A 24,692-nucleotide genomic window follows, 5' to 3' on the forward strand; every position below is an offset into this window, starting at 1 on the left:
TCGTCGCCTCGCCTGCCGTCAGCTGAACGATCCGGCACAGGCCGGCGTGCCGTGCCGACCCTGCTCGCTGGATCAGGCCGGCAGGCCCGACAGCGCCCCCATGAACTGGCGGTAATGGCGCAGTTCTTCAATGGAATCGTGGACGTCGCTCAGCGCGGTATGGCTGGCGGTCTTGCCGACGCCCGCCGCGACGCTCGGGGCCCAGCGCTTGGCCAGTTCCTTGATCGTGGACACGTCCAGATTGCGGTAATGGAAGTACTTCTCCAGGCGCGGCATTTCACGGTGCAGGAAGCGACGGTCCTGGCAGATCGAGTTGCCGCACATCGGCGAGGCACCGGCCTTGATCCACTGCTGCAGGAACGCGATGGTCTGCGCTTCGGCCTGGCCCAGGGTCACCGTGCTGTCGACCACGCGCTGCCACAGGCCCGAGCGGCGGTGCTGGTTGCGGTTCCATTCGTCCATCGCCTCCAGCCGCTCCACCGGGTGATGGATGGCGAACTCCGGACCTTCGGCCAGCACCTTCAACTGCGCATCGGTCACCACCGTGGCGATCTCGATGATCGCATCGTTATCGGTGTCCAGACCGGTCATTTCCAGATCGATCCAGATCAGTCGCTCGCCTTCTGCGCCGTTGTCGGCCATGTGTTCGCCTTGTGCTGGGCCGCCGCTTGCGCCGCGACCGGGATGGAGGAGGCGCCCATGATACCGCCAACGCGTCACGGCCCTGTCGCTGCAGCGGCGTTATTCCAGCAGCAGCGGCGGCTTGCCGCGCTTGGCGCGGAAGTAGTTGGTCAACCGGGTGCTGGCATCCTTGGCCAGCACGCCCCCGTGGATTTCCACGCGATGGTTGTGGCGCGGGTCGCCGATCAGGTCGAACACGCTGCCGCAGGCGCCAGTCTTGGGATCGGTGGCCGCGTACACCAGCCGCGCCACGCGTGCGTGCACGATCGCCATCGCACACATCGCGCATGGCTCCAGCGTGACGTAGAGCGTGCTGCCGATCAGCCGGTGGTTGGTGATCGCCCTGCCCGCTTGCCGCATCGCGACGATCTCCGCATGTGCGCTGGGGTCGTGGTCGGCGATGTTGAGGTTCCAGCCTTCTCCGAGCACGCTGCCATCGGCACCGACCAGCACCGCGCCGACCGGGATCTCGTTGAACTCACGCTCGGCCCGCTCGGCCAGCCCCAGCGCGTGGCGCATCCAGTATTCGTCCTGGTCGTGCACCGGCACGCCCAGCGGCGGTGGCGGCGCGAGGCGCTCAACCATGGCCGTTGGCCTTGCGTACGAACGCGTCGAACGCGGCCAGGGTGGCCTCGCTCACGTGATGTTCGATCCCTTCGGCATCGCGGCGCGCCGAATCGGCATCCACGCCCAGCGCCAGCAGGAACTGCTCCACGGTCTGGTGGCGGGCGCGCATCTCCACCGCCAGCTGCTCGCCGGCCGGGGTCAGGAACACGCCGCGGTACGGGCGCTGGATCGCCCAGCCCTCCTTGACCAGGCGTTTGAGCGCCTTGGCCACCGTCGGCTGCGCAACCCCCAGCCGCGTCGCGATATCCACCTGCCGGGCCTCACGGCCATCGGCGATCAGGTCCGCGATCAGCTCCACGTAATCCTCGACCAGCTCGGACCGGCGCGCTTCACGCACCTGCACGAAGCCCTCGACATGCACCTGGGCGTCGATCAGGGGCGAGACGGCTTTACGGGTCGAGGACGGCATGGTGGCTCCAGCAATGGCCGCTGGCGAAGGGCTTCGGCGCCCGGACAGTTTACCTCACGGGGGTTTGCGACTGATCCGGGCGGCCCGGCGGGCGCCGCGCGCGCCGATCTTTCGATAGGCAACGACCAGAATGAAACCTATGTCTCATTCACAGGATCTTGTATTTGACAAATGATTTTTGTTGCCGGATACATACACCACCTACTCAGCCATGGACCCGGCCGAAGGCCAAGGAGCAGCATGGACGCATCCGCATTCCGGAAGTACGGCAGCCTCGCTCTCATCGTTGTCCTGGCCGTGCTGATGACCGCGTTGGCGGTGCAGAACCGGCAGCTCCGCCAGGAGCAGGCGCTGCTGGTGAGCAAGGTCGAACAGATCTCCAAGGCCGCCCACGGCCTTCCCGAGGGCGCCCAGCCCGAGGCCCTCACCACCACGGCACTCGACGGCCAGGCGGTTACCCTTGCCGGCCCGGCCAGCGGTCGCCAGGTCCTGTACTTCTTCTCCCCTGCCTGCAGGTTCTGCCTGGCCTCGGTGCCGCAGATCCAGGCGCTGGACGCGGCCGGTCGCAACAACGGCAACCGCGCCTTCGAGATGGTCGGCATCAGCCTGCCGCCCCACGAAACCGCTGCCGATTACGCGCGCCAGCATGGTTTCGCGTTTCCGGTGGTGAACGATACCGATGACCGGCTCCGGCAGCGCTACACCGCGACCATGGTGCCGATGGTGGTCGTCATCCAGGACGGCAAGGTGATCTACCGCCATGTCGGCCAGCTCAAGGAGCGCTCGGTGGATGCCATCACCGGCGCATTCGTGATCAACGCCGCCCGCAACCAGGCGCCCGCGCCGGCAGGCTGAAGCCATCCCACGTCGCCGCCAAGGCGACATGACCAGGTCCCTCCGCACCCGCTCGCCGGGGCGGATCGACAGTTCCGTCCGTGTTCCCGTTGCATCCGCGTCACCACAACAGGAGAAGCACCATGAAGTCCAGGAAGTTCCTTTCGGTCTTTGGCGGTATCGCTGTTGTCTGCGCCCTGGCGTTCGCATCGAGCCAGGCAGTGGCGACGTCCAGCCAGCCCAAGCAGCTGGATGGCTGTCCCTACAAGCCCGGCTGCACCTATGGCGGGCACAGCGAGATCCGGTGCTGCCAGCCGGTGTAACGCGTGACTGCGTGGCAACACGCGCCCCGTCCGCCTCATCCACAGAAGGAAAGACAGACCATGAAGTCGAAAACGCGGTTGTTGTCAGCCCTCAGCGGCGTCACCCTGATCTGCGCGTTGGCCTTCGCATCCAGCCAGGCGCTGGCCACCTCCAGCCAGCCCAAGCCGCTGGCCGGCTGTGAAGACCAGCCGGGCTGCACCTATGGTGGGCACGGGCTGTATCTGTGCTGCGAGCCGCTGTAAGCACGTCCACCATCCCGGCCCTGCGCCGGGATGGTTCTATCCGGCCTCAGCGCGCCCGACGCTGCAGCGCGGTCTCGAAGATCACCGCGCCCTCGATGTTGTGGGCCACCAGCGTGCCGCCATGCGCACGGGCGAACTCGCTGGCGATGAACAGCCCCAGCCCCAGCCCGCGACTGTCGTGGAAACTGGCCTTGAACGGCTCGAACAACCGCGGCAGCAATGCCTCCGGAATCTGACCGGCATTGCGCACCTGCAGCCGCAGTGGCGCGCTGCGCTCGCCTTCCAGCCGCACCACCACCGGCGCATCACCCCCATGCAGCACCGCGTTGCCGATCAGGTTGGACAGCAACTGCGCGAGGCGATCGGGATCGCCCTGCAGCTGGGCATCGCCCTGTACCTGCAGCTCGATGGTCGCCTGCGGGTGCGCACGGCTGATCTCGGCCACCACCGCCGAGGCCAGTTCAGCCAGGTCGCACTCGGTGCTGTGCAGGCGCAGGCCGCCGGTACGGATCCTGGAGAAATCCAGCAGCTGCTCGACCATCCGCACCATGCGCTGTGCGCTGTTTTCCAGATGGACCAGGGTCCGCTGGACCTGGCTGTCATCGGGCAGATCCAGCGACAGCTTGTCGGCACACAGCAGGATCGCCGCCAACGGCGTACGCAGGTCGTGCGTCAACACCGCCATCATCGTTTCATTGAGCTTGAGCGCGTGCTCCAGCGCCTCGTTGCGCGCCTTGAGCAGCTGCTTCTGCTGGTAAAGCTCGATGAACACATTGACCTTGCTCATGATCACCTGCGGCTCGATCGGCTTGTGCAGGAAATCCACGGCGCCGGATTCGTAGCCCTTGAAGGCCCGCACCGGATCATTCGGCGAAGCGGTGAGGAAGATGATCGGCACATCGCGGCTGCGTTGCGAGCCGCGCATCAGCTCGGCCAGCGAGAAGCCGTCGATCTCGGGCATGTGCACATCCAGCAGGGCCAGCGCGACTTCATGCTCCAGCAGCAGCTCGAGTGCTTCAGCACCGGACAGCGCACACAGGATCTCCAGACCCGGGCGACGCAACAGCGCTTCCATCGCGACCAGGTTCTGCGGGATGTCATCGACAATCAGCAGCTTCACGCAATCGGTGGTGGCAGTCGACCCGGCGGGCTCGATCAGGTTCATCGGGTAAGGCCTTTCATACGCGTGCAGATGGAGGTGAGCGGGAGCACCGCGTCGGCGCCGGCGTGTGCCAGGGCCGATGCGGGCATCATCGAGGAATAGGCCTCCTCAGGGCATTGGATCCAGGCTTCGCCACCGGCCTGGCGGACCGCGGCGACACCGTCGCTGCCGTCACTGCTGGCGCCGGTCAGCAGGATCGCCAACACGCCGCCGCCGAACACATCGGCGGCGCTTTCAAACAGGGGATCGATCGCCGGGCGCGAGAACAGCACCGGTGGATCGACCGACAGTGCCAGCGTGTCACGGTCCTCCACCAGCAGGTGGTAATCCGGCGGCGCGAACGTCACCGTACCGGCCCGCAGCGGTTGTTTGTCCTCGGCCTCGCGCACCGGCAGCGGGCAACCGGCATCGAGCAGGTCGGCAATGCGGCTGGGGCGGTCGCGCGGCAGGTGCAGCACCACCAGCACCGGCAGCGCCAGCGTGGCCGGCAGCGCCGACAGCAACGCCTGCAGCGCACTGACGCCACCGGCCGAAGCGCCGATGACCACCAGGTCGAACCGGCTGCGCTGGGAGGCCGTGCTCATCAGGCCAGCTTCCGGTACAGGCGCTGGTCGCGCGCGCAGGCTTCGAACAGATCCGCGTGCGCGCCGAACTGCAGCGACTCCTTGCTGCCCAGGCCCAGGAAGCCGCGATGGACCAGGGCCTCATGGAACAGGCCGATGGCGCGATCCTGCAGTGGCCGCTGGAAATAGATCAGCACGTTGCGGCAGGACACCAGGTGGACTTCGGAGAACACCGTATCGGTGGCCAGGCTGTGGTCGGCGAACACGATGTTGCGCTTGAGGCGGCGATCGAACACCACGCTGCCGTAGCCGCTGCTGTAGTAATCCGAGAGCGAGCCGGTGCCGCCGGCCGCCAGGTAATTGCGGCTGAACTGCGCCAGCCGGTCCAGCGCGAAGGCCCCGGATTCGGCCGCCTGCAACGCTTCGGGATTGATGTCGGTGGCGTAGATGATCGCCCGGTCCAGCAGGCCTTCCTCGTGCAGCAGGATCGCCAGCGACCACACTTCTTCGCCGGTGCTGCACCCGGCGATCCACAGTTTGATCGAGGGATAGGTGCGCAGCACCGGCACGGCATGCTCGCGCAGCACCCGGAAGTACGGCGGGTCACGGAACATCTCCGAGACCTGCACGGTGAAGTACTGCATCGCCTGGGCGAAGGTGTCCGGCTCGTGCAGCAGGCGGTGCTGCAGCGCGCCCATGGTCGGGCAGTCGAACCGGGCCATGGCATGGCGCATGCGCCGCCGCAGCGATGCCAGCGCATAGTCACGGAAGTCGTAGTGGTAGCGCTGGTACACCGCCTCCAGCAACACCTTCAGCTCCAGATCGAACAGCTCCGCTTCATTCATCGGCGCGAGCACCACACGCGGCACAGCGACACCAGCTTGTCCACGTCGATCGGCTTGGCGATGTAATCGTTGGCACCGGCCTGCAGGCAATGCTCGCGGTCATCGGGCATCGCCTTGGCGGTCAGCGCGATGATCGGCAGGTCGCGCCAGCGGTTGTCGGCGCGGATCTCGCGCATGGCGGTCAGCCCGTCCATCTCCGGCATCATGATGTCCATCAGCACCAGGTCGATTTCCGGGCGCAGCTTCTCCAGCGCCTCGCGGCCGTTGCGGGCGATATCCAGGGTGACGCCGAGCGGCTCCAGCACGCTGGACAGCGCGAAGATGTTGCGCACATCGTCCTCGGCCAGCAGCACGGTACGGCCATCGAGCACCGCATCGCGGCGACGCGCTTCGCGCAGCAGGCGCTGCTGGTCGGTCGGCAGCGAGGCCTCCACGCTGTGCAGGAACAGGGTCACCTCATCGAGCAGGCGCTCGGGCGAGCGCGCGCCCTTGATGATGATGCTCTTGGAATAGCGGCGCAGGCGCTGTTCTTCATCGCGGGTCAGTGCGCGGCCGGTGTAGACGATCACCGGCGGGAACGCGACCGCATCATTGCCGGCCATGCGCTCGAGCAGGTCATAGCCGGTGCCGTCCGGCAGCGCGAGGTCGGTGACCATGCAATCGAAGGTGGACCCGGCCAGTTCGGCCATCGCCTCGGTGATGGTGCCCACCGCGGTGATTTCCAGCTGGTCACGGCCAAGCAGCAGCTGCAGGTTCGAACGCAGCTCGCTGTCGTCCTCCACGATCAGCAGGCGGCGCATGTCGCGCTGGCTGGTGGCTTCCAGCTGCTGGATCGCTCCGACCAGGCGCTCGCGCGTGGCCGGCTTGATCACATACCCGATCGCGCCCAGCTCCATCGCCACCTGCGAGCGCTCCAGCCCGGAGACCACGTGGACCGGGATATGGCGCGTGGCCGGGTCGCGCTTGAGGCGCTCGAGCACGCTCAGGCCGGAGACGTCGGGCAGGCCGATATCCAGCAGGATGCCGTTCGGGCGCAGCTCGGCAGCCAGGCTCAACGCCTCTTCGGCGGTACCGGCCACTACGCAGTCGAAGTCCAGTTCGTGCGCCATCGAGACCAGGGCGCTGGCGAATGCAGTGTCATCCTCGACCACCAGGATCATCCGGCCGGCGCGGCTGCGGCGGCCGCGGTCATCGACCACCTTGTCCTGGGCCGGCGCCGGCGCGGCGGTGGGTTCGCCATGCGCCCGCCCCAGCGGTGCGGAAGCCGGCCGGGACGGCGCCGCTACGGCGGCCGGGCGCACGTCATGCACCACGTGCTGGGTGTTGCCCGTGCCGCCACCGGCCAACAGCGGCAGTTCGAGCGTGAAGCAGCTGCCGCGGCCCGGCTCGCTGGAGACGGTGATGCTGCCGCCCATGCGTGCAGCCAGGTCGCGCGAGATCGACAGCCCCAGCCCGGTGCCACCGTAACGGCGGCGGGTGCTGCCGTCGGCCTGGCGGAACGCCTCGAAGATGACCGCGGTCTGCTCTTCGGGAATGCCGATGCCGGTATCGGAGACGGCGAACTGGATCCGCCCTGCCCCCGCACTGCGCACCTTCAGCGAGACGCTGCCGTGCTCGGTGAACTTGACCGCATTGGCCAGCAGGTTCTTGAGGATCTGCTGCAGGCGCTGGCTGTCGGCCAGCAGCTGGGTCGGCGCCTCCGGGGCAGCGCTGATCTCCAGGGCCAGGCCCTTCTGCAAGGCCATCGGCTCGAACGTTTCCTTCAGGCGCTGCAGCACGCTGGACACGGCCAGGTTCTCTTCAACCAGCTCCACGTGGCCGGCCTCGATCCGAGACAGGTCGAGGATGTCGTTGATCAACGCCAGCAGATCGTTGTTGGACGAGTGGATCGCCTGGGCGTACTTGACCTGCTCGGCGGTCAGCGTGCCGTCCTTGTTGTCGGCCAGCAGCTTGGCCAGGATCAGTGCGCTGTTGAGCGGCGTGCGCAGCTCGTGGGACATGTTGGCCAGGAACTCGGATTTGTAGCGTGAACTGGCTTCCAGCTCGTTGCTGTTCTGGACCAGCTGCGCCTGGGCCAGCAGCAGCGCCTGCTGGCGCGACTCCAGCTCGTGGGTGCGCTCTTCGAGCTGCACGTTGGTCTGCTCCAGCTCGGCCTGCTGCTGCTCCAGGTTGGCCTGGGAATGCAGCAGGCTGCGGCTCTGCTCTTCCAGCTCTTCGTTGGCCACCCGCAGCTCTTCCTGCTGGGTCTGCAGCTCCTCGCTCTGGCGCTGGGTCTCTTCCAGCAGCTCCACCAGCTGCGCATTGAGCAGCGACGCCCGCAGGGCGATGCCGATCGGCTCGGCGCACTGCAGCAGCAGCGCCATTTCCAGGCTGCGCGCAGGCGACACACCGGCACGGCCCAGCTCGATCACGCCGATCACCACGCCATCGGCCGTGATCGGCCCCAACAGGCGCTGGTGAACGGTGGTGCGGCCCAGTGGGGTATCGATATCCAGCGGGCTGTCACTGTCCTCCAGGCGACGCGCGCGGCCTTCGCGGATGATCTCGCCCCATTGCCCGGCATGTGCCGGCAGAGTCTCGGGCAGCTGCGACGGCAGCGCGGAACCGCCGACCAGCACCAACCGCTCGCCCTGCAGGCGGTACATCGCGCCGACATCGGCATTGAGCTGCGCGCACAGGGCGCGCATGGCCTGGTCAGCCAGCTCGCGCGGGGTGGGATCGCCCTGCAGGCTGGTGCCGACCACGTTCTCTCCGGCCTGCAGCCACAGCGCATCGGCCGCTTCACGGCGCGCACCGATGGCCTTCATCACGGTCAGCGCCATCATCAGGAACGCGACGCCACCGATGCTGCGATTGACGAAGGAAAACGCCGAATTGCTGCTCGCCGGCGCCACGTTGTAGCCCACCGCAAGCAAGATGCACGAGCCGATCGCCACCAGCAGCGGCACTTCCATGCGACGCTGGAACAGCGTGATTCCGACTGCCATGAAGTAGGTCAGCCAGACCGCATAGCCCAGCGGCACCACCATCTCCGTGCCCAGCGTGGCGGCCATCAAGGCGGCCGACGCAAGCCAGATCCAACGGTCACGGGAGGTAGGCGCAGAATTCATGCCGTGTTCCAGCTCAAAAGGGGCCTGATGGTACCCGAAGCGGTAAACGGGTGTTAAGCGCCAGAAGTCAGCGTGACTGCGGCACGTTCTTGACATTTTCTTCACATCATGGCCCCTACGGTTCGGTCCCTTATCGGGGAGTCGATAACCGTCGTGGTCCAGGCCGTATCCAGCGTTGCACCGCTTGCCGACGAAAGCCGGCAGCTCAAGCTGTTGATCGACAACGTGAGCGATCACGCGATCTATCTGCTCGATACGCAGGGCAACATCTGCAGCTGGAACCGTGGCTGCGAGCGGGTCAAGGGCTACACCGCCGAGGCCGTGATCGGCAAGCATGTCGGCCTGTTCTATACCCCCGAGGATCAACAGCTGGGCGTGCCCCAGCAGGCGCTGGCGTATGCGCGTGACCATGGCCGCTTCGTCGGCGAGGGCTGGCGGGTGCGCTGCACTGGCGAGCGGTTCCGTGCCGGCGAAGTGGTCGAGCCGGTCCGCGAAGACGGCTGCCTGCTCGGGTTCGTCAAGGTTACCCAGGATGTCACCGAGCGCTACCAGGCCCAGCGCCTGCTGCAGGATGCGCAGCGCGCGCATGTCCAGCAACGGCAGCTGGACAACGTGGGCCGGCTGACCCGCGGCCTGGCCCATGAATTCAACAACCTGCTGACCACCATCGGCAACGCACTGGACCTGATCGCCCTGCGCCCCGGCGCCGACGACCGCACCCAGGAGCTGGTGGACCTGGCCCAGGCCGCCGCCGACCGGGGCTCGCTGCTGACCCGCCAGCTGCTGGCGTTCTCGGCCGATCAGACCTTGGTGCGCGAGCCGGTGGTCGTGCAGGAGTTCCTGCTCGATGCCCTGCCCGTCCTGCGCCGCGCCTGCCCGGCTGGCATCGAGGTGCAGCTGGAATTGACGGCGGACCTGCCACCGATCGTCACCGATGGCGTACAGTTGCACAGCGCCGTGTTGAATCTGGTGCTCAATAGTGCCGAAGCGATGCCCCAGGGCGGCACGGTCACGATCACGGCCGAGGTCGAACAGCGACTGGCACCGGATCTGTCCCAGCCCATGCGCCGCCACTATGTCGCCATCGCGGTGACCGATGAGGGCGACGGTATGCCCCCGGACATCGCCGAGCGCGCCAGCGAGCCGTTTTTCACCACCAAGGAAGTCGGCAAGGGCAGCGGTCTGGGCCTGAGCCAGGTGTTTGGCTTCGTCTCGCAGTGCGACGGCTTCGTCGACGTACAAACCGCCCCCGGAAGGGGCACCACCGTCCGCCTGTTGTTACCTGTCATTGAGGAAGTCGAGCATGTCTGAGCCCCTACGCGTATTGATGGTCGAAGACCAGCAGGACCTGCGTGAACTGATCGGCCAGGCGTTGCAGGACTTCGGTATCGAAATCCACACGGCCGACGACGGTCCGACCGCCCTGCGCCTGATGCAGGACCCGGGCGGGTTCGATGTGGTGTTCAGCGATATCAGCATGCCCAACGGCATGAGCGGCGTGGAGCTCAGCGAGCACGTGGCCGACGTGCTGCCCAATGCGCGCATGATCCTGGCGTCTGGCTATGCGCGCTCGCAGCTGCCGCCACTGCCGGACCATGTCGAATTCCTGCCCAAGCCCTATCGCCTGCGCCAGTTGGTCACCTTGCTGCAGTCACCGGACGCACCGCTCTGAGCCAGGGTTCCGCCCAGCCTGCGTGAACGCTTCATCCGCCTCGCCCCTGCTTCACACTGGTTCTGCATTGCCATCGTGATAGTAGCGATGAAGTCGGAACAGGGCGCGGTACATGCTGGACAGACGCAACGATGTTGACCGGATCGCGTTGATCGAAGCACTCAACGTGATGGACCCTGCGCTGGGCACGGCGCTGGACCCGATCACCGAACTGGCGGCCTTCACCTTCGGCGTGCCGATCGCGTTGGTGTCGATCTTCGATGCCGACCACCAGCACCTCATCTCGCGCGTGGGGCTGGCGCTGACCCGCAACGAACGGCATGCCTCGATCTGCGCGCACGCGCTGGGTTCCAGCCAGGTGCTGCAGATAGAGGATCTTCGCCAGGACCCGCGCTTTGCCGGCAATGCGCTGGTCGCCGGCCCCGAGCAGCTGCGCTTCCATGCCGGTACGCCGCTGATCACCAAGGGCGGCGTCGCGCTGGGTACCCTGTGCATCATGGGGCGTGAGCCGCGGCGGCTCTCTGCCGAAGAGCAGGTGCAGTTGCAGACGCTCTCACGCGTGGTGGTTGCGCAGATGGAACTGAAGATGTCGCTCGGCCGCCGTGATCAGGTCAGCGGCCTGCCCAACCGGCAGCAGTTCCAGGCCGACCTCACCTCCCTGTCCCGCCGCGGTGAAGGCCGGAGGTTCACGGCGGTGCTGCTGGATGTGTTCGACCTGCAGAGCGCCAACGACGCCGGCCAGGCCCTGGGCATGAAACCCGTGGAAACCCTGCTGCGCCAGGCGGCGCTGCGCGTGCAGGACGTGCTGCGTGATGTTACGCAGGTCTATCACGTGGGAGTGACCCGTTTCGCCTTCCTGCTGGCGGACCACTCGCATCACCAGACCGAGGGCCTGCTCGACCGCCTGCGCGTGCGCATGCGCCGGCCGCTGATGGCCGGCAGCATCCCGATGTCACCGCAGTTCCATGCCGGCGTCTGCGACTTCCGCGCGGTAAGCGAGGAGACCGCGGATCTGGTCCGCAAATGCCTGGTCGCCATGCATCATGCCCTGCAGACCGATGCCTGCCTGTGCTGGTATTCGCAGGAACGCGACGATGCCCTGCGCCGCCGTTACCGGTTGGCCTCCGATGCCGGACGCGGCCTGGCCCAGCACCAGTTCAGCCTGGTGTACCAGCCGCGCTTCGATCTGATCGATGGGCAGCCGGTGTCGGCCGAAGCCCTGCTGCGCTGGACCCATCCGATGCTGGGCCCGATCAGCCCGGGCGAATTCATCCCGGTGCTGGAGCGCACGGCGCTGATGCCGGCGCTCAGCCGCTGGGTCATCGACCACGCCCTGGCCCAGGCCGCGCACTGGCAGAAGACCGTGCCCGGCTTCAGCCTGTCCATCAATCTCTCCCCGCGCGACTTCGATGACCAGTGCGTGTGGAGCGTGCTGTCCGAGCGGCTGCATGCCTACGGCCTCGCCCCGGGCCTGATCGAAATCGAAATCACGGAAGGCCAGTGGCTCAACCACCATCCGGCGGCGCTGCCGCAGTTGCGTGAGATGGCGGCGGCCGGCGTGCGCATCGCGATCGACGACTTCGGCAGCGGCTACAGCAACTTCGGCTATCTCAGCGAGGTGCCGATCAGCCATATCAAGATCGACCAGACGCTGGTCACCGGGCTGGCGCGCTCACGCACCGCCCGGCTGAAGGTGGAAGCCATCATCAAGCTGGCCCGGCAGCTGGGCTACCGCACCGTGGCCGAAGGCGTGGAAAACGACGCCGAGCTTTCGCTGCTGCGGCTGTGGGGCTGCGATGAAGCGCAGGGCTACCAGCTGGCCCGGCCGATGCACCCCGACGCGGTGCTGCACCTGGTCAACGCCTGCCGCGCCGGCCCGTTGCCGGATGCCGGCTGACCCGACGGAACATCACCGCCAACCGGTGCGCGGGGCGATAATGGGCCGCCCGTCTTTGCTACCGCCGCCATGTCCGATCTTTCCCCGCTGCCCACCCTGCCGCTCGGCCACTACCGCCATTTCAAGGGCGGCAACTACGAGGTGATCGGAGTTGTACGCCACAGTGAAACGCTGGCGCCGATGGTGCTGTACCGGCCGCTGGATTCGGATGTCGGCCTGTGGGTGCGTCCGTACGAGATGTTCGTCGCACGGGTGGAGGTGGAGGGGCACTGGCGGGCGCGCTTTGCGCCGGTGGAGGCGGGCGGCTGAGACGCCCCACGCCCTCCCTGAAGGGCCTTCAGCCCGCCACAGCCCGCGCCCCGTCCACCAGCGCACGCAACTGCGTGCTCACCGCGCGGAACTGCTCCGGCAGCGCGGCCGCGTCGAGCGCGTCCACCTGACGCGAAAGCACCGACAGCGCCTCGGCCATGCTGACCACTGGCTGCCCTTCCCCGGCTGGCGCATCCTGCACATCCAGCTGCGCGCCGATCAGCCCCGCCAGCACCTCGAAGCCTTTCACCGTCGCGGCGTCGAGTCTGGAAGGATTGGGATCCAACGCGCACAGCGTGCCGTGGAAGCCACCATCGCGGCGGAACATCGGGACCGAGATGTAGCTCTCGAACCCATACAGCGCGGGCGTGGGATGGCTGGAGAACACCGGATGGGTGCTGGCCTGATCGAACTGGACCAGATGGCGATGCTCGCGTATCTCATCGCAGATGGTGGTCTCCAGCACCAGGTCATCGCCCGGGCGCAGACCGAAATCCAGACGATCATGCACGGCGCAGGCGGTCCACCGATCGGCGGTGACACGGGCCACTGCAACGAACCGCATGCCGGTCATCGCACTCGCCAGCTCCAGCATGCCCGGCACGGCCGGCATCGCAAGCAGTGCGGCCACGTCGTCCAGGCGCGGATCCGTGGCATGGGCCAACGACGCCGCAGGCGCGCTGCCCGGACCATCGTCATCCAGCGGGTTCTCCATCGCGGCGAGGCGGCGGTCCAGCGCTTTCGCGTTGACCTCGTTGAACAGGCCACGCACCGAGGCCGACAACGCCCTGGCATCGGTGATCGCACCCACGAAATGGAGGCCCTGCCCGACCAGGCGGATCTGCTCGACGCCGTGATCCAGCCGCAATGATGGCCACGCCAAGCGGTGCAGGATGCGCAGCCAGTCAGCGCGCGGGGTGTCATCCAGCAACGCGGTGACAATCACCCGCTGCGAACGGGTCCCCGCCTGTGGGCCGGGCAGATCGAAACCGATAAGGGCAGGAAAGCCTGGACTGGAAGACATCGCAACCTCTCTGGCGGCATCGCGCAGCCATCGACGGGTGGCCTTGAAGCCAAATTGTCGCATGAATGGGCGAGACTGGCCGTGATCGACTAGTGATATTTCGTCGCCGCACACCGGGCAATGCTCCTGGGCGCGCAATGCGGCCCGGGTACAAAAGGCTACGGCTATCATTGAGGTGATCTAGCACCTCTCAACGAAAAGGAAGTAAGACATGGGTCCTGCGGGTTCAGGGTTTTCGCTGTTGGTCGCGCTCATTGGCGCGCTGCTCGGGTTGTTGTGGCTGTTCGTTCCGTTTGCCATCTTCGGCATCAAGGGGCTGCTGCAACAGATCGTGGCCGAACAACGGCGCACCAATGAGATCCTCAGCCGCGTGCACGGCGAGCGCCTTCCGCCGGCGGCGCCCGAGCCGCAGCCGTTCAGGGCGCGGCCGTATCCGTGAAAAGGCGGCGATAGCCAAGCGCGGCGGGCCTGTCCGCACGCTGCGGTAGGCCGCTCACGGGGCAGCGCGCACCAGGCAGATCCAGCGTTCCATGGGCCCGGCTGATTAATGCTGCGTCGCAGCAGTACAATGCCGCGCTTCCCCGTTCGACGCCGCCGCCTGCATGAGCTCCTCCTCCGTCCCTCTGGCCGCCCGGCTCTCGCCGCGCGAGCGCACCCTGATCCTGCTGGCCTTGTCGCTGGGCGGCTTTGCCATCGGCACCAGTGAGTTCGCCAGCATGGGCCTGATGCTGGAGATCAGCCGCGGGCTGTCGATCAGCGAAACGCAGGTCGGCCACCTGATCAGCGCCTATGCCATCGGCGTGGTGGTCGGCGCCCCGGTCCTGGCCTTTGCCGGCGCCGGCTTCGCGCGCCGCAACCTGCTGCTGGCGCTGATGGGCTTCTACGCCATCGGCAATCTGGCCAGTGCGCTGGCGCCCAACTACGGCACGATGCTGCTGGCGCGCTTCGTCGCCGGGCTGCCGCATGGCGCCTACTTCGGCGTGGCGATGCTGGTGGCGGCGGCGATCAGCCCGCCAGCGCAGCGTGGCGCGGCGGTGTCCAAAGTGCTGCTCGGCCTCTCCGTGGCGATCCTGGTCGGCAATCCGCTCACCACCTGGCTCGGCCAGCAGGTCAGCTGGCGCACCGCGTTCGCCCTGGTGAGCGTGCTGGCGATGGCCACCGTGGCGATGATTGCGCGCTTCCTGCTGCCCGATCCGGATGAGGTGCGTACCTCGCCGATGCGCGAACTGCGTGCCTTCAATCGTCCCCAGGTGTGGCTGGCACTGGCGATCGGTTCGGTCGGCTTCGCCGGCATGTTCTGCGTGTTCACCTATCTCGCCCCGACGCTGGTGCAGGTCACCGGGCTGGCCGAATCGTGGATGCCGCTGGCCGTGGGCATCTTCGGCATCGGCGCGATCATCGGCAACGTCGCCGGTGGCTGGCTGGTGGACCGCTTCCAGTTCCGCGCCGCCGCCGTCGTGCTGGTCTGGTCGATCCTGGTGCTGCTGGCCTTCCCGCTGGCCGCGCAATCGGTGTGGAGCGTGTTCCCGATGATCATTGCGGTCGGCACCATGGGCGCACTGGCGGCCGTGCTGCAGACCCGCCTGATGGACGTGGCCGGCGAAGCGCAGACGCTCGCCGCCGCCTCCAACCATGCCGCATTCAATACCGCCAACGCACTGGGCCCGTGGTTCGGTGGCATGGCCATCGGCGCCGGCTTCAGCCCCGCGGTGACCGGGTACGTTGGCGCTGCCACCGCGCTGGGCGGGCTGCTGCTGTGGTGCGTGGCGATGCTGGTGGACCGCCGCGCGCGCAGCGTGCCGGTGCTGCAGCAGTAAGCGCGCGCCCCGAACCACCGCTCGATCCCAATCCCCGCCCAGGCGGGGATTTTTTTTATTTCCCCTATCATGGGCATCCGATCAAACCGCGCCACCCATGCTGTTCCGGCCACGGCCGCAACGCGGGCCGCACCTGGAACACCGATGACGTACGAATGGGCCCCGAGCGACTGGGGCCAACGCCTCACGCGATCGCCGCACTGGCGCCTGCGCCTGGAAGACGACCAGCTGCTACTGATCATTGACGGTCATCGGTACCACGCGCCGCTGGATGCACTGCAGGTGTACCCGCGCCTGCCCTGGGCACGGCTGAGCCTCCATCGTGAAGGGCACCCACCGTTGATCCTCGGCGGCCTGCCCGCTGCGGCCGCGCGCTTGCTGGTGTCGGCACTGGAGGAGCGAAGCGGCAAGCAACGCCAGCGCGACCATGTGGCCTTGTTCCAGCAGTCCCACACCGCCATCCAGCACTGGCTCGCCCAGGTGCAGGCGGCTACCGATCTGGCCGACGAGGAATCGCTGTGGCTGACCTGCGAGCAGCAGCAGGCACTGCTGCAGGCACGCCCCACCCTGCCCCTGGATGAGGACGCGCTGTGGACGGTGTTCGATGATGCCGACCTGCGCAGCCAGCTCGATGGCGACCCGGCCGCGATCGAAGAAGCGCTGATGCTGTGGCTGGCCGACTGGCCAACGATGTGGGCGCGCCGCAATGAGGTCCATCAGGCGCGCGAACGGGTCGCCAGCCGTGCGTTGCTGGACCGCGTCGAAAGCCGGCCACTCACCGATGAGCAGGCCCGCGCAGTGATCTGCTTCGACAACCGCGTCCAGGTGGTGGCCGCAGCAGGTTCGGGCAAAACCTCCACGATGGTCGCCAAGGCGGCGTACGCCATCGAACGCGGGCTGGTCGCGCCCGAGCGCATCGTCATGCTCGCCTTCAACAAGGAAGCCGCCACCGAGCTGCAGGCCCGTGCGGACCGCGCGTTCCAGCGCCTCGGCCTGGATCAGGTGCGGGTGGAAGCGCGCACCTTCCATGCGCTGGGCCGGCACATCATCGCCCAGGCCACCGGCCGGATGCCGCAGGTGCCGGACTGGGCGGTCGATGCCACCCAGGGTTTCCATCGGTTGGCCGAGATCATCGACCAGCTCAAGGACCGTTCGCTCGCCTTCCGTACCCAGTGGGACATGTTCAGGCTGGTCTTCGGCCGTGACCTGCCGGTCACCGGCGGGTCGCTGGACGCCGAGGAGTGGGACAAGGATGGCCAGGGGTATGTGCGCACCCTGCAGGGCGAGCGCGTGCATAGCATCGAAGCGTGCGTGATCGCCGACTGGCTGTTCTACAACGGCGTGGCGTACACCTATGCACGCCGCGATGCATTCGATGCCGGGACCGATGCGTACCGCCAGTACCGCCCGGATTTCCATTACCCCGGCATTGCGCTGTATCACGACCACCTCGCCCCGGCGGGACACGACCGCGCGCCCGCGCCTCGCGCTGGCGAGCCGGGCGCCCGCGAGGGCATCGAGCGGATCGAGACCACCCCGCTGCAGTTGCGCACCGGCGAACTGTTCGTGCGGTTGGGCGAGGCCTTGTCGCAGCGCGGTATCGAACTGGACCCGAATCCCGACCGCGACCTGCCCGAGGGCGGTGCGACGCCGATGCCGGACAGCGACCTGATCGGCCTGGTCCGTACCTTCATCAGCCACGCCAAGAGCAACGCGCTGCACGTGGAGGACATGGTCGAGCGCCTGCGCCGCCTGCCCGACGATCACTTCAAGCACCGCTACCGCCTCTTCCTCACGCTGATCGTCCCGATCCTGGAAGGCTGGGACGATGCGCTGGTGGCCGAGGGCGGGATCGATTTCGAAGACATGCTCAACCAGGCCGCCGAGCACCTCGAACAGGGGCGCTACGTCGCTCCCTTCGACCTGGTGATGGCCGATGAATTCCAGGATGCCTCGCGCGCCCGTGCGCGGCTGTGCCGGGCACTGGTGCAGGCACCGGGAAAACACCTGTTCGCGGTCGGTGACGACTGGCAGTCGATCAATCGCTTTGCCGGCGCGGACGTGTCGGTGATGACCGGCTTCGTGGACTGGTTCGGTCAGGGCCAGGTGCTCAAGCTGCAGCAGACGTTCCGCTGCCCGCAGGCGCTGTGCGATGTGTCCAGTGCCTTCGTATCCCGTAACCCTGCGCAGATCCCGAAGGACGTCCAGTCGGTCACGCCGGCGTACGGCGCGGTGCTGCAGGCCTACCAGGTCGCCTCGCGCGACCGGCTGGCCGGAGCGGTCGAGCAGTATCTGGAGCGACTGCACCAGCAGCTGCTGTCCGGCCAGGTGCCGCCCGGCCGCGATGGCAAGGTCACGGTGTTCGTACTCGGCCGCTACAACGCAGACCGCGCGATGCTGCCGGCCACGTGGCGGGCACGGCACGGGCAGCACATGGAGGTCAGCTTCCTCACCGTGCACGGCTCCAAAGGCACGGAGGCGGACTATGTGATCCTGCCCGGCATGCTGGACCGGCGCTTTCCCAATACCCGCGCCGATGATCCCGTGCTCGCGCTGGCGATGCCGGACAGCGATGCGTATCCGCTGGGCGAAGAACGCCGCCTGTTCTACGTAGCGCTGACGCGCGCGCGCCGCTCGGTGGCGATGTTCACCGTGCAGGGTCGGCGCTCGGCCTTCCTGACCGAGCTGGTCAATGACGGTGCGGTGCGCGTCACCTCGATGGCGGGTGAGACCATCCACGAGCAGGCCTGCCCGGCCTGCAGGGTGGGCGTGATCGTGCCGCGCACCGGGCCGTATGGCGCGTTCCAGTCGTGCTCGGGGTATCCGCGGTGCGAGTACAAGCCGCCGAAGGTGGGGGGACACCCGGGCGTGCATACCTTCGCGGGGGCCTGAGCGGCGCGCACATGGCTCAGCCCAGCGGAGCCACCCCCTCCGCATCCATCTGCGCAAGCAGTGCACGGCGGCCCTCCACACCCGGCATCACCCGCACCAGGTTGCGCAGCATCCGTAGATCCTGCTGCCAGCCCAGCTGATCGCCCAGCGTGTGCAGTGCCCGCGCCTGTTGGCCCGGGCTACTGCGCTTGATCGAGGCAGCCAGCGCGCTGTCCAGCGTTGGCAGTGCTTCCAGCTGCATGCGCAGGCGGCGTACCCGCCGGCGCCAGCGGTGCAGATCCTCGGTATCGCGGCTGCGTGCGGCGCGCTTCTCCGCCTTGGCGGTACGCCGCTCACTGCGCGCCAGTCCCTTGCGCAGGTCACGCCTTGCAAGGGACTCCCATGGCTGGCCCTGGAGATCCCGCACGATACGTCCCAGTGCCGCGTGGCGGCGTGCAAACGCCGGGTCGCGTGCGAGCGCCTGGGCCAGGCGTGTGTCGCGGCGCACCGTCAGCCGTCTGCCGACCTCCGCCCATGGCAGGGCGGGCTGCTGCGCGGCCAGGCGCTGGCAGGTGTCCACCACCACGTGCGCATCGCGCAATGCCGACAGCCCTTGCCCGAGGCGCCGCAGGGCCGCATCGGCCTGGCCTGTCTCAAAATGGCTGTTCTCCAGCAGTGCGAGCAGCGCGCGAAGGCGGCGGATGGTCTTGCGCGCGCGATGCACGGCATCGTGGACATCGGGTTGGGGCGAAAGCGCCTCGGCGATGGCCGTGCACTCACGCGCCGCCAGTGCGCGGGCGGCCGGGCCGATTGCGGGTGGCGACATGGTGGTTTCCCCCGGAGGCGTCGGGGGATTGTACCCAGGCTGCGGGCGAAGCCTGTCAGCCCGGGTTGAACATCTGCCGCACGCCCCGCAGCAGTTCGTTGACACTGAACGGCTTGGGCAGCAGGGACATCCCCTGCCCGAGGAATTCATTGCGGACAGCGGCGCTTTCCGTATAGCCGGTGACGAACAGCACCGGCAGGTGCGGCCGCAGGGCCCGGGCCGCATCGGCAAGCTCGCGGCCGTTCATGCCGGGCAGGCCGACGTCGGACAGCAGCAGGTCCAGCTCACGGTCCGAATGCAGTTCCAGCAGCGCCTGCTGCGCGTTGATGGCCTCGACCACCTGGTATCCGGCTTCGACCAGCATCTCCCGGACCATCATCCGCACCGAATCGGTATCGTCCACCAGCAGGATGCGTTCGGCGCTGCCACGGGGCAGCTGTGCCGGTACCGATGCCTGGGCGACCGGCTGGAGCTGGCCCTCCGGCAGCAGCAGCTCGATTTCCGTCCCCTCGCCACGCTCGCTGGCGATGCGTGCGCTGCCACCGGACTGACGCGCGAACCCGTAGGTCATCGACAACCCCAACCCGGTGCCCTCGCCCTGCGGCTTGGTCGTGAAGAACGGCTCGAACACCTTGGTCAGCAGCTCGGTGGGAATGCCCACGCCATTGTCCAGGACGGTCACGGTGATGTAGTGGCCCGGGGCCAGTTCGTGGTCACGTTCGATCTGCGCACGCCCGGCGCGGATGCGGATCAGGCCTTGGCCGGCCAGCGCATCGCGGGCGTTGATGACCAGGTTGAGGATCACGTTCTCGAACTGGTTCGGGTCGGCCACCGCGATCAACGGCTCCGGGCCCAGCTCCAGTTCAAGCTCGATGTTCTCCCCGATCGAGCGCTGCAGCATGTCTTCCAGCGAGCGCACCCGCGCAACGACGTCGAAGGTCTGCGGGTCCAGCGGTTGTTTGCGCGCGAAGGCCAGCATGCGCTGGGTCAGCGCCGCGGCACGGTGTGCCGAACCGGTGGCGATCTCGACGTAGCGCGAGGCCTTGTCCCATTTACCGCTGGAGGCGGCGATCTCGATCATGTCCAACCCGGAGATGATCGTGGTCAGCAGGTTGTTGAAATCATGCGCGATGCCGCCGGTGAGCTGGCCGAGCGCATCCATCTTCTGCGCCTGCATCAGCTCGATCTCGGTGCGCTCGCGCTCGGCGATCTGGAAGGCCAGTTCGGACGTGGCGCTTTCCAGCTCCTGGCGCTGCTCGTTGGCACGCGCATGGTGCTCGGTCGTGTCTTCGATCAGCACCAGCCCCTGGCCAGCGGCCTGATAGGGGGTCACCCGCCACTCGGTCATGCGGATCGCACCGCCGACGCGAAGGCTGAAGGTTCCCTGCCAGCGCTCGCCCTCGGCGAGGGCGACCTTCAACGCACTCAGCGGCGCGGCCTGATCCTGAAGCAGCTGATCGAGTTGGCCCGGACCGATCTGCTGGCCCAGCAGACGGGTGAACGCGTCGTTGGCGTCGTGCGCGTTGAGGTCGGCATCGAGCACCGCGATGGGCGCATTGATATGGCGGAAGATTTCGCGGAAGCGCGCTTCAGTCTCGCGCAGCGCTTCCTCCGCGCGGCGGGCGCGCAGCAGGCTGCGCAACGTAGCCAGCAGCACATCCGGGTCCACCGGATGGATCAGATAGGCATCGGCGCCCGCGTTGAGGCCGGTGATCATGTCGCCGGTCGCGATCGAAGCCGCCGAGACGTGCACCACCGGCAGCAGCTGCAGGCGTGCGTTCTCGCGCAGCTGGCGGACCACATCGAAGCCACTCATGTCCGGCAGGTTCACATCCAGCACCAGCGCATCGAAATCATGCTCGGCCAGGCGCTCCAGCCCCTCCCCGCCGGTACCGGCTTCCTCGACATGGAACCCGTGATGCTCGAGCACCCGGCGCACCGCATAGCGGGTCGCCACGTTGTCGTCCACCACCAGGATGCGATCAGGGTTCGCCATTCGCGGCCTCCGTGGCCAAGGTCAGCGGCAACACCACATAGAAGTCCGAGCCTGCGCCGATTTCACTTTCGACCCCGACGTGCCCACCCAGCAGCTCGGCAAAGCGCTTGCACAGTGACAACCCCAGCCCGGTGCCGCGCAGCCGTTTCTGCAGCGGTGTATCCACCTGCACGAAATCCTCGAACAGGGTGGACTGCAGTTCGGCGGGGATGCCGATGCCGGTATCGCGCACGCTGAAGCGCACGGCGCTCTCCCCTTCCAACCGGGTCGACACCACCACCTGCCCATTGGGCGTGAACTTCAGTGCGTTGGAAATGAAGTTGCGCAGGATCTGCGCCAGCTTCTTGTCGTCGGTGTACAGCAACGGCATCACCGGCGGATCTTCGAACACCAGGTCCACCTGGTTGCCTTCCACCAGCGGGCGGAACATGCCACGCAGGGCCGAGAACAGGTCCATCAGGTCGAACCAGGCCGGTGAAATGGTGATCCGCCCGGCCTCGATCTTGGCCAGGTCCAACAGGTCGTCCACCATCTCGCGCAGCTCGCTGGTGGAGGCGCTGATGAAGCGCACCTGGCGGCGCTGCTCGTCGGTCAGCGGGCCGTCCATGCCGTCTTCCAGCAGCCGCGTCATGCTCAGGATCGAGCCCAGCGGCGTGCGGAACTCATGACTCATGTATGACAGGAACCGGCTCTTCAGCTCGGAGACCTCGCGCAGCTGCTCGGCCTGCTGGTCCAGCTCGGCATACAGCGCGAGCACGCCCTGGTTGGTTTCATCCAACTCGGCACGCAGCGCATCGGCTTCCAGGCGCAGCCGCTGCAGTTCCTCATCATTGGGGGTGACGCTCAATGCAGATCTCCAAGACGCAGGGCAACAATGCCGGCGTCATCCCGGCCACGATCAAAATCACGCTGCAGCACCGCCACGATCACTGCTGGATGACGGTGGAACAGGCCGGGGTAATCACGCAGGCTCCAACGCGCCTGTAGTCCATCGCTGTGCATGACCAGCAGCGTGCCTGTGGCCGCGTGAAAATGGAATGGTTGTGACTTGCGGTACTGCACGCCGACGATCCCCGGGTGCGAGGCCAGCCCACGCGAACTGGTGGGCTCGCACAGGCTGGCGGCGATGTTGCCGATGCCGGCGAACTCCACCTGGCCCGTCGCCACATCCACGCAGGCCACCGCTGCCGCGCCACCCCGGGTGCCGGACATACCGGCATGCAGCACGCCGATCAACGCCGGTGCACCGCCCGCGGCAGAATGCGCGACCGCATCCACACCGGCCCACGCAGCATCGGCCGCAGGAAGCCCGTGGCCGAGGCCATCGATCACCGTGAGCGACACGGTCCGTGCGTCTGCGCGGATATGCCATGCATCGCCGCAGGCCAGCTCGTGGCGCATCGGCAGGCGCAGGGCGCCGTAAGCCACGTCGATGTCGCGCGGGGTGCGGCTGGCGTAGATCCGCGCCACGACCACCGCCCCCTTGGCATCGGACCAGGCATCGAGCACGCTGGCCTGGCGCTGGATCGCCCCCAGCCCGAGGCCCTGGGTGCCGCCGGTCGAATACCCGTCCGGAAGGCACTCGGCCAGGGAAAAGCCCGGGCCGGCGTCCACGGTGCACAGCTCCACCCCGTTGCCGCCGCGGCCGCAGACCACGGACAGGTACATGCGGCCACCGCGCCCATGTTTGAGCACGTTGGTCGCCATTTCGGTCGCCACCAGCGCCGCGCGGCCGGCGTCCATTTCATCCAGGCCGACATGATCGGCCAGTGCCAGCGCTTCGCGTCGCGCCTGTCCGACCTGTGAGGTTTCTTCGACCACCACGACCCGCGTTACCTGGCCTGCGAAGTTCAGCTCCATTTGGTGATCGTGATGCGGGTGCCCTGCCCCGGCGCACTCTCCAGCTCGAATTCATCCACCAGCCGGCGTGAGCCGGACAGCCCCAGGCCCATGCCCGAGCCGGACGACCAGCCATCGGTCAGCGCCTGCGCGACATCCGGGATGCCCGGCCCGTTGTCGGCGAAGACCAGCCGCACGCCCTTGCGCAGCCCCTTCTCGACCACGTCCCAGTCCATCGTCCCGCCGCCACCGTAGATCACGGCGTTTCGGGCCAGCTCACTGGCGGCAGTAACCAGCTTGGTCTGGTCGATCAGGCGCAGCTTGCAGGCCACGCACACCTGGCGCGCGGCCTGGCGGGCCAGCACCACATCCTGCTCGATGCGGATCGGCAGCGAACCACTGTTGGCACTCATGAGGCCGCTTCGTCTTCGTCGGTGCGCTGCAGCAGCTTCATGCCGCGCTCCACGTTGAGTGCGGTGCGCACGCCGCTGAGGGTGAGGCCGAGCTCCACCAGCGTGATCGCTACGGCCGGCTGCATGCCCACGACCACCGTGGTGGCATCCATGATCCGGGCCAGCGACGAAATGGTCGCGATCATGCGGCCGATGAACGAATCGACGATATCCAGCGCGGAAATATCGATCAGCACGCCGCGCGCGGAGGTGCTGCGGATCTTCTCGGTGAGGTCATCCTGCAGGGTCAGCGCGAGCTGATCGTGCATGTCCACCTGGATGGTCACCAGCAGCAGATCGCCCATCTGCAGGATCGGGATGCGTTCCATCTCAGCGGGCGGTCCGGGTCACGGTCTGGCCGGTGCGCTTGAGCGCCAGCGCCAGTGCGTCGGCGAGGTTGGCCTTGGTGACGATGCCCTGCAGGTCCAGCCCGAGGTGCACGATGGTCTGGGCGATCTGCGGCCGCACGCCACTGATGATCGCATCGGCACCCATCAGGCGGATGGCGGTCACGGTCTTCAGCAGATGCTGTGCGACCAGCGTGTCCACGGTGGGCACGCCGGTGATATCGATGATCGCGATTTCAGAACCGGTATCCACAATGCGCTGCAGCAGCGATTCCATCACCACCTGGGTGCGCTGCGAATCCAGCGTGCCGATCATCGGCAGCGCGAGGACGCCTTCCCACAGCTTCACCACCGGCGTGGACAGCTCCAGCATCTCTTCCTGCTGGCGCTGGATCACGTCCTCGCGCGTCTTCTGGAACACGCTGACCGTGTGCAGTCCCAACTGGTCGATCAGCTCGGAGACCGCCCACAACTGGTCGCCCAGCTGCGCCGGATCATTCGCGTAGCCCTGCTGGATCACCTCGAACAGCGGTCGCTTCAGCGAAAAAATGAAGCTGGCGGTCTCCGACGAGTTGAAGCCCTTCAGCACGCGCTCGCGGGAAAGTTCCTCCAGGAAGCGGCGGATGTCCTGCCACTCGACCCGTGCGATGGAACTGACCTCCGTAGCCGACAGCGCCTCCAGGAACAGACGCCAGAACTCGCGGACCTGCTGGTCCAGCTCGCGGGAGGACAGGCGGCCGTCCTGGGCCTGGCTGGAACCGGCCAGATTGCCGGCCCATGCGGCCAGCAGGGGCTCTTGATGGCTGCGAATGAGATCGATCGTGCGCTGCTGCAAAGCCGCCATG

Annotated in this window: 25 protein-coding genes; 10 read left to right on the top strand and 15 right to left on the bottom strand. The window is 67.3% G+C overall.

Going from position 1 to position 24,692, the window contains the following annotated elements; translation table 11 throughout:
• Nucleotides 1-72: 72 nt before the first annotated feature.
• The 3 genes from orn to mntR form a co-directional block, all read right to left on the bottom strand.
• Nucleotides 73-642: an oligoribonuclease gene (orn, locus tag BIZ42_RS01655; protein WP_019184153.1), complete on the bottom strand. Its 570-nt coding sequence runs from the start codon at nucleotides 640-642 to the stop codon at nucleotides 73-75.
• A 99-nt stretch (nucleotides 643-741) separates the two neighbouring features.
• The gene (gene tadA / locus BIZ42_RS01660; RefSeq protein WP_070425351.1) at nucleotides 742-1,266 is read right to left on the bottom strand and encodes a tRNA adenosine(34) deaminase TadA; all 525 of its coding nucleotides are present in this window, start codon (nucleotides 1,264-1,266) and stop codon (nucleotides 742-744) included.
• Entirely contained in the window at nucleotides 1,259-1,717 is a 459-nt protein-coding gene (gene mntR, locus BIZ42_RS01665) for a manganese-binding transcriptional regulator MntR (protein WP_019184155.1), read from the bottom strand. The genes tadA and mntR overlap by 8 nt, the downstream gene beginning before the upstream one ends.
• A 240-nt stretch (nucleotides 1,718-1,957) precedes the next feature.
• Here mntR and BIZ42_RS01670 point away from each other — a divergent pair, with 240 nt between their 5' ends.
• From BIZ42_RS01670 to BIZ42_RS01680, 3 genes are all read left to right on the top strand, one after another.
• Nucleotides 1,958-2,572 carry a TlpA disulfide reductase family protein gene (locus tag BIZ42_RS01670; RefSeq protein WP_070425352.1) on the top strand — a complete coding sequence of 205 codons (615 nt, stop codon included), beginning with the start codon at nucleotides 1,958-1,960 and terminating at the stop codon, nucleotides 2,570-2,572.
• A 122-nt stretch (nucleotides 2,573-2,694) separates the two neighbouring features.
• A complete protein-coding gene (locus tag BIZ42_RS01675; RefSeq protein WP_019184157.1) occupies nucleotides 2,695-2,874 on the top strand; it encodes a hypothetical protein in 180 nt (59 codons plus the stop codon).
• 60 nt (nucleotides 2,875-2,934) lie between these two features.
• Nucleotides 2,935-3,117 carry a hypothetical protein gene (locus tag BIZ42_RS01680; RefSeq protein ID WP_019184158.1) on the top strand — a complete coding sequence of 61 codons (183 nt, stop codon included), beginning with the start codon at nucleotides 2,935-2,937 and terminating at the stop codon, nucleotides 3,115-3,117.
• A 46-nt stretch (nucleotides 3,118-3,163) separates the two neighbouring features.
• Here BIZ42_RS01680 and BIZ42_RS01685 read toward each other — a convergent pair whose 3' ends face one another.
• From BIZ42_RS01685 to BIZ42_RS01700, 4 genes are read right to left on the bottom strand one after another with little or no spacing between them, the layout of a single operon-like run.
• Nucleotides 3,164-4,282 carry a hybrid sensor histidine kinase/response regulator gene (locus BIZ42_RS01685; protein ID WP_070425353.1) on the bottom strand — a complete coding sequence of 373 codons (1,119 nt, stop codon included), beginning with the start codon at nucleotides 4,280-4,282 and terminating at the stop codon, nucleotides 3,164-3,166.
• Nucleotides 4,279-4,863, bottom strand: a complete 585-nt coding sequence (locus tag BIZ42_RS01690) for a chemotaxis protein CheB (RefSeq protein WP_070425354.1) — start codon at nucleotides 4,861-4,863, stop codon at nucleotides 4,279-4,281. Before BIZ42_RS01690 ends, BIZ42_RS01685 begins: the two co-directional genes overlap by 4 nt.
• Nucleotides 4,863-5,711 carry a CheR family methyltransferase gene (locus BIZ42_RS01695; protein ID WP_172838023.1) on the bottom strand — a complete coding sequence of 283 codons (849 nt, stop codon included), beginning with the start codon at nucleotides 5,709-5,711 and terminating at the stop codon, nucleotides 4,863-4,865. Before BIZ42_RS01695 ends, BIZ42_RS01690 begins: the two co-directional genes overlap by 1 nt.
• On the bottom strand, nucleotides 5,684-8,797 hold the full coding sequence (locus BIZ42_RS01700) for a response regulator (protein ID WP_070425355.1): 3,114 nt from the start codon (nucleotides 8,795-8,797) through the stop codon (nucleotides 5,684-5,686). The genes BIZ42_RS01695 and BIZ42_RS01700 overlap by 28 nt, the downstream gene beginning before the upstream one ends.
• A gap of 153 nt (nucleotides 8,798-8,950) precedes the next feature.
• Between BIZ42_RS01700 and BIZ42_RS01705 the strand changes: the two genes are divergently transcribed.
• From BIZ42_RS01705 to BIZ42_RS01720, 4 genes are all read left to right on the top strand, one after another.
• Nucleotides 8,951-10,108, top strand: coding sequence for an ATP-binding protein (locus BIZ42_RS01705; protein ID WP_070425356.1), 1,158 nt, complete (start codon nucleotides 8,951-8,953; stop codon nucleotides 10,106-10,108).
• A complete protein-coding gene (locus BIZ42_RS01710; RefSeq protein ID WP_019184164.1) occupies nucleotides 10,101-10,469 on the top strand; it encodes a response regulator in 369 nt (122 codons plus the stop codon). The genes BIZ42_RS01705 and BIZ42_RS01710 overlap by 8 nt, the downstream gene beginning before the upstream one ends.
• A 112-nt stretch (nucleotides 10,470-10,581) precedes the next feature.
• Entirely contained in the window at nucleotides 10,582-12,366 is a 1,785-nt protein-coding gene (locus tag BIZ42_RS01715; protein WP_070425357.1) for an EAL domain-containing protein, read from the top strand.
• Nucleotides 12,367-12,435: 69 nt separating this feature from the next.
• On the top strand, nucleotides 12,436-12,675 hold the full coding sequence (locus tag BIZ42_RS01720; RefSeq protein ID WP_070425358.1) for a DUF1653 domain-containing protein: 240 nt from the start codon (nucleotides 12,436-12,438) through the stop codon (nucleotides 12,673-12,675).
• A 28-nt stretch (nucleotides 12,676-12,703) separates the two neighbouring features.
• On the opposite strand, the gene BIZ42_RS01725 is transcribed toward BIZ42_RS01720, so the two are convergent.
• A complete protein-coding gene (locus BIZ42_RS01725; RefSeq protein WP_237393547.1) occupies nucleotides 12,704-13,699 on the bottom strand; it encodes a GAF domain-containing protein in 996 nt (331 codons plus the stop codon).
• Between the two features lie 211 nt (nucleotides 13,700-13,910).
• On the opposite strand from BIZ42_RS01725, the gene BIZ42_RS01730 reads away from it, so the two are divergent.
• The 3 genes from BIZ42_RS01730 (at nucleotide 13,911) to BIZ42_RS01740 (ending at nucleotide 18,408) form a co-directional block, all read left to right on the top strand.
• Nucleotides 13,911-14,138 carry a hypothetical protein gene (locus BIZ42_RS01730; protein ID WP_046273396.1) on the top strand — a complete coding sequence of 76 codons (228 nt, stop codon included), beginning with the start codon at nucleotides 13,911-13,913 and terminating at the stop codon, nucleotides 14,136-14,138.
• A 163-nt stretch (nucleotides 14,139-14,301) separates the two neighbouring features.
• Entirely contained in the window at nucleotides 14,302-15,516 is a 1,215-nt protein-coding gene (locus BIZ42_RS01735) for an MFS transporter (protein ID WP_070425360.1), read from the top strand.
• A 144-nt stretch (nucleotides 15,517-15,660) separates the two neighbouring features.
• Nucleotides 15,661-18,408, top strand: coding sequence for a UvrD-helicase domain-containing protein (locus BIZ42_RS01740; protein ID WP_070425361.1), 2,748 nt, complete (start codon nucleotides 15,661-15,663; stop codon nucleotides 18,406-18,408).
• 16 nt (nucleotides 18,409-18,424) lie between these two features.
• Here the strand turns inward: BIZ42_RS01740 and BIZ42_RS01745 are convergent, their stop codons facing one another.
• Genes BIZ42_RS01745 through BIZ42_RS01775 form a run of 7 tightly spaced genes read right to left on the bottom strand, consistent with a single transcriptional unit; the run spans nucleotide 18,425 to nucleotide 24,691 of the window.
• Nucleotides 18,425-19,213, bottom strand: coding sequence for a CHAD domain-containing protein (locus tag BIZ42_RS01745; protein ID WP_070425362.1), 789 nt, complete (start codon nucleotides 19,211-19,213; stop codon nucleotides 18,425-18,427).
• 55 nt (nucleotides 19,214-19,268) lie between these two features.
• Nucleotides 19,269-21,209, bottom strand: a complete 1,941-nt coding sequence (locus tag BIZ42_RS01750; protein ID WP_070425363.1) for a response regulator — start codon at nucleotides 21,207-21,209, stop codon at nucleotides 19,269-19,271.
• Nucleotides 21,196-22,056 (bottom strand): ATP-binding protein, encoded by an 861-nt coding sequence (locus tag BIZ42_RS01755; RefSeq protein ID WP_019184172.1) that lies wholly within the window; start codon nucleotides 22,054-22,056, stop codon nucleotides 21,196-21,198. The genes BIZ42_RS01750 and BIZ42_RS01755 overlap by 14 nt, the downstream gene beginning before the upstream one ends.
• Nucleotides 22,053-23,069, bottom strand: a complete 1,017-nt coding sequence (locus BIZ42_RS01760; protein WP_070425364.1) for an ATP-binding protein — start codon at nucleotides 23,067-23,069, stop codon at nucleotides 22,053-22,055. Before BIZ42_RS01760 ends, BIZ42_RS01755 begins: the two co-directional genes overlap by 4 nt.
• Nucleotides 23,060-23,461 (bottom strand): anti-sigma regulatory factor, encoded by a 402-nt coding sequence (locus BIZ42_RS01765; RefSeq protein ID WP_019184174.1) that lies wholly within the window; start codon nucleotides 23,459-23,461, stop codon nucleotides 23,060-23,062. Before BIZ42_RS01765 ends, BIZ42_RS01760 begins: the two co-directional genes overlap by 10 nt.
• Nucleotides 23,458-23,829, bottom strand: a complete 372-nt coding sequence (locus BIZ42_RS01770; protein WP_019184175.1) for an STAS domain-containing protein — start codon at nucleotides 23,827-23,829, stop codon at nucleotides 23,458-23,460. Before BIZ42_RS01770 ends, BIZ42_RS01765 begins: the two co-directional genes overlap by 4 nt.
• Nucleotide 23,830: 1 nt before the next feature.
• Nucleotides 23,831-24,691: an STAS domain-containing protein gene (locus BIZ42_RS01775; RefSeq protein WP_070425365.1), complete on the bottom strand. Its 861-nt coding sequence runs from the start codon at nucleotides 24,689-24,691 to the stop codon at nucleotides 23,831-23,833.
• Nucleotide 24,692 lies beyond the last annotated feature (1 nt).

Origin of the sequence: Stenotrophomonas sp. LM091, assembly GCF_001806305.1 — a bacterium.
Taxonomy (GTDB): domain Bacteria; phylum Pseudomonadota; class Gammaproteobacteria; order Xanthomonadales; family Xanthomonadaceae; genus Stenotrophomonas; species Stenotrophomonas bentonitica_A.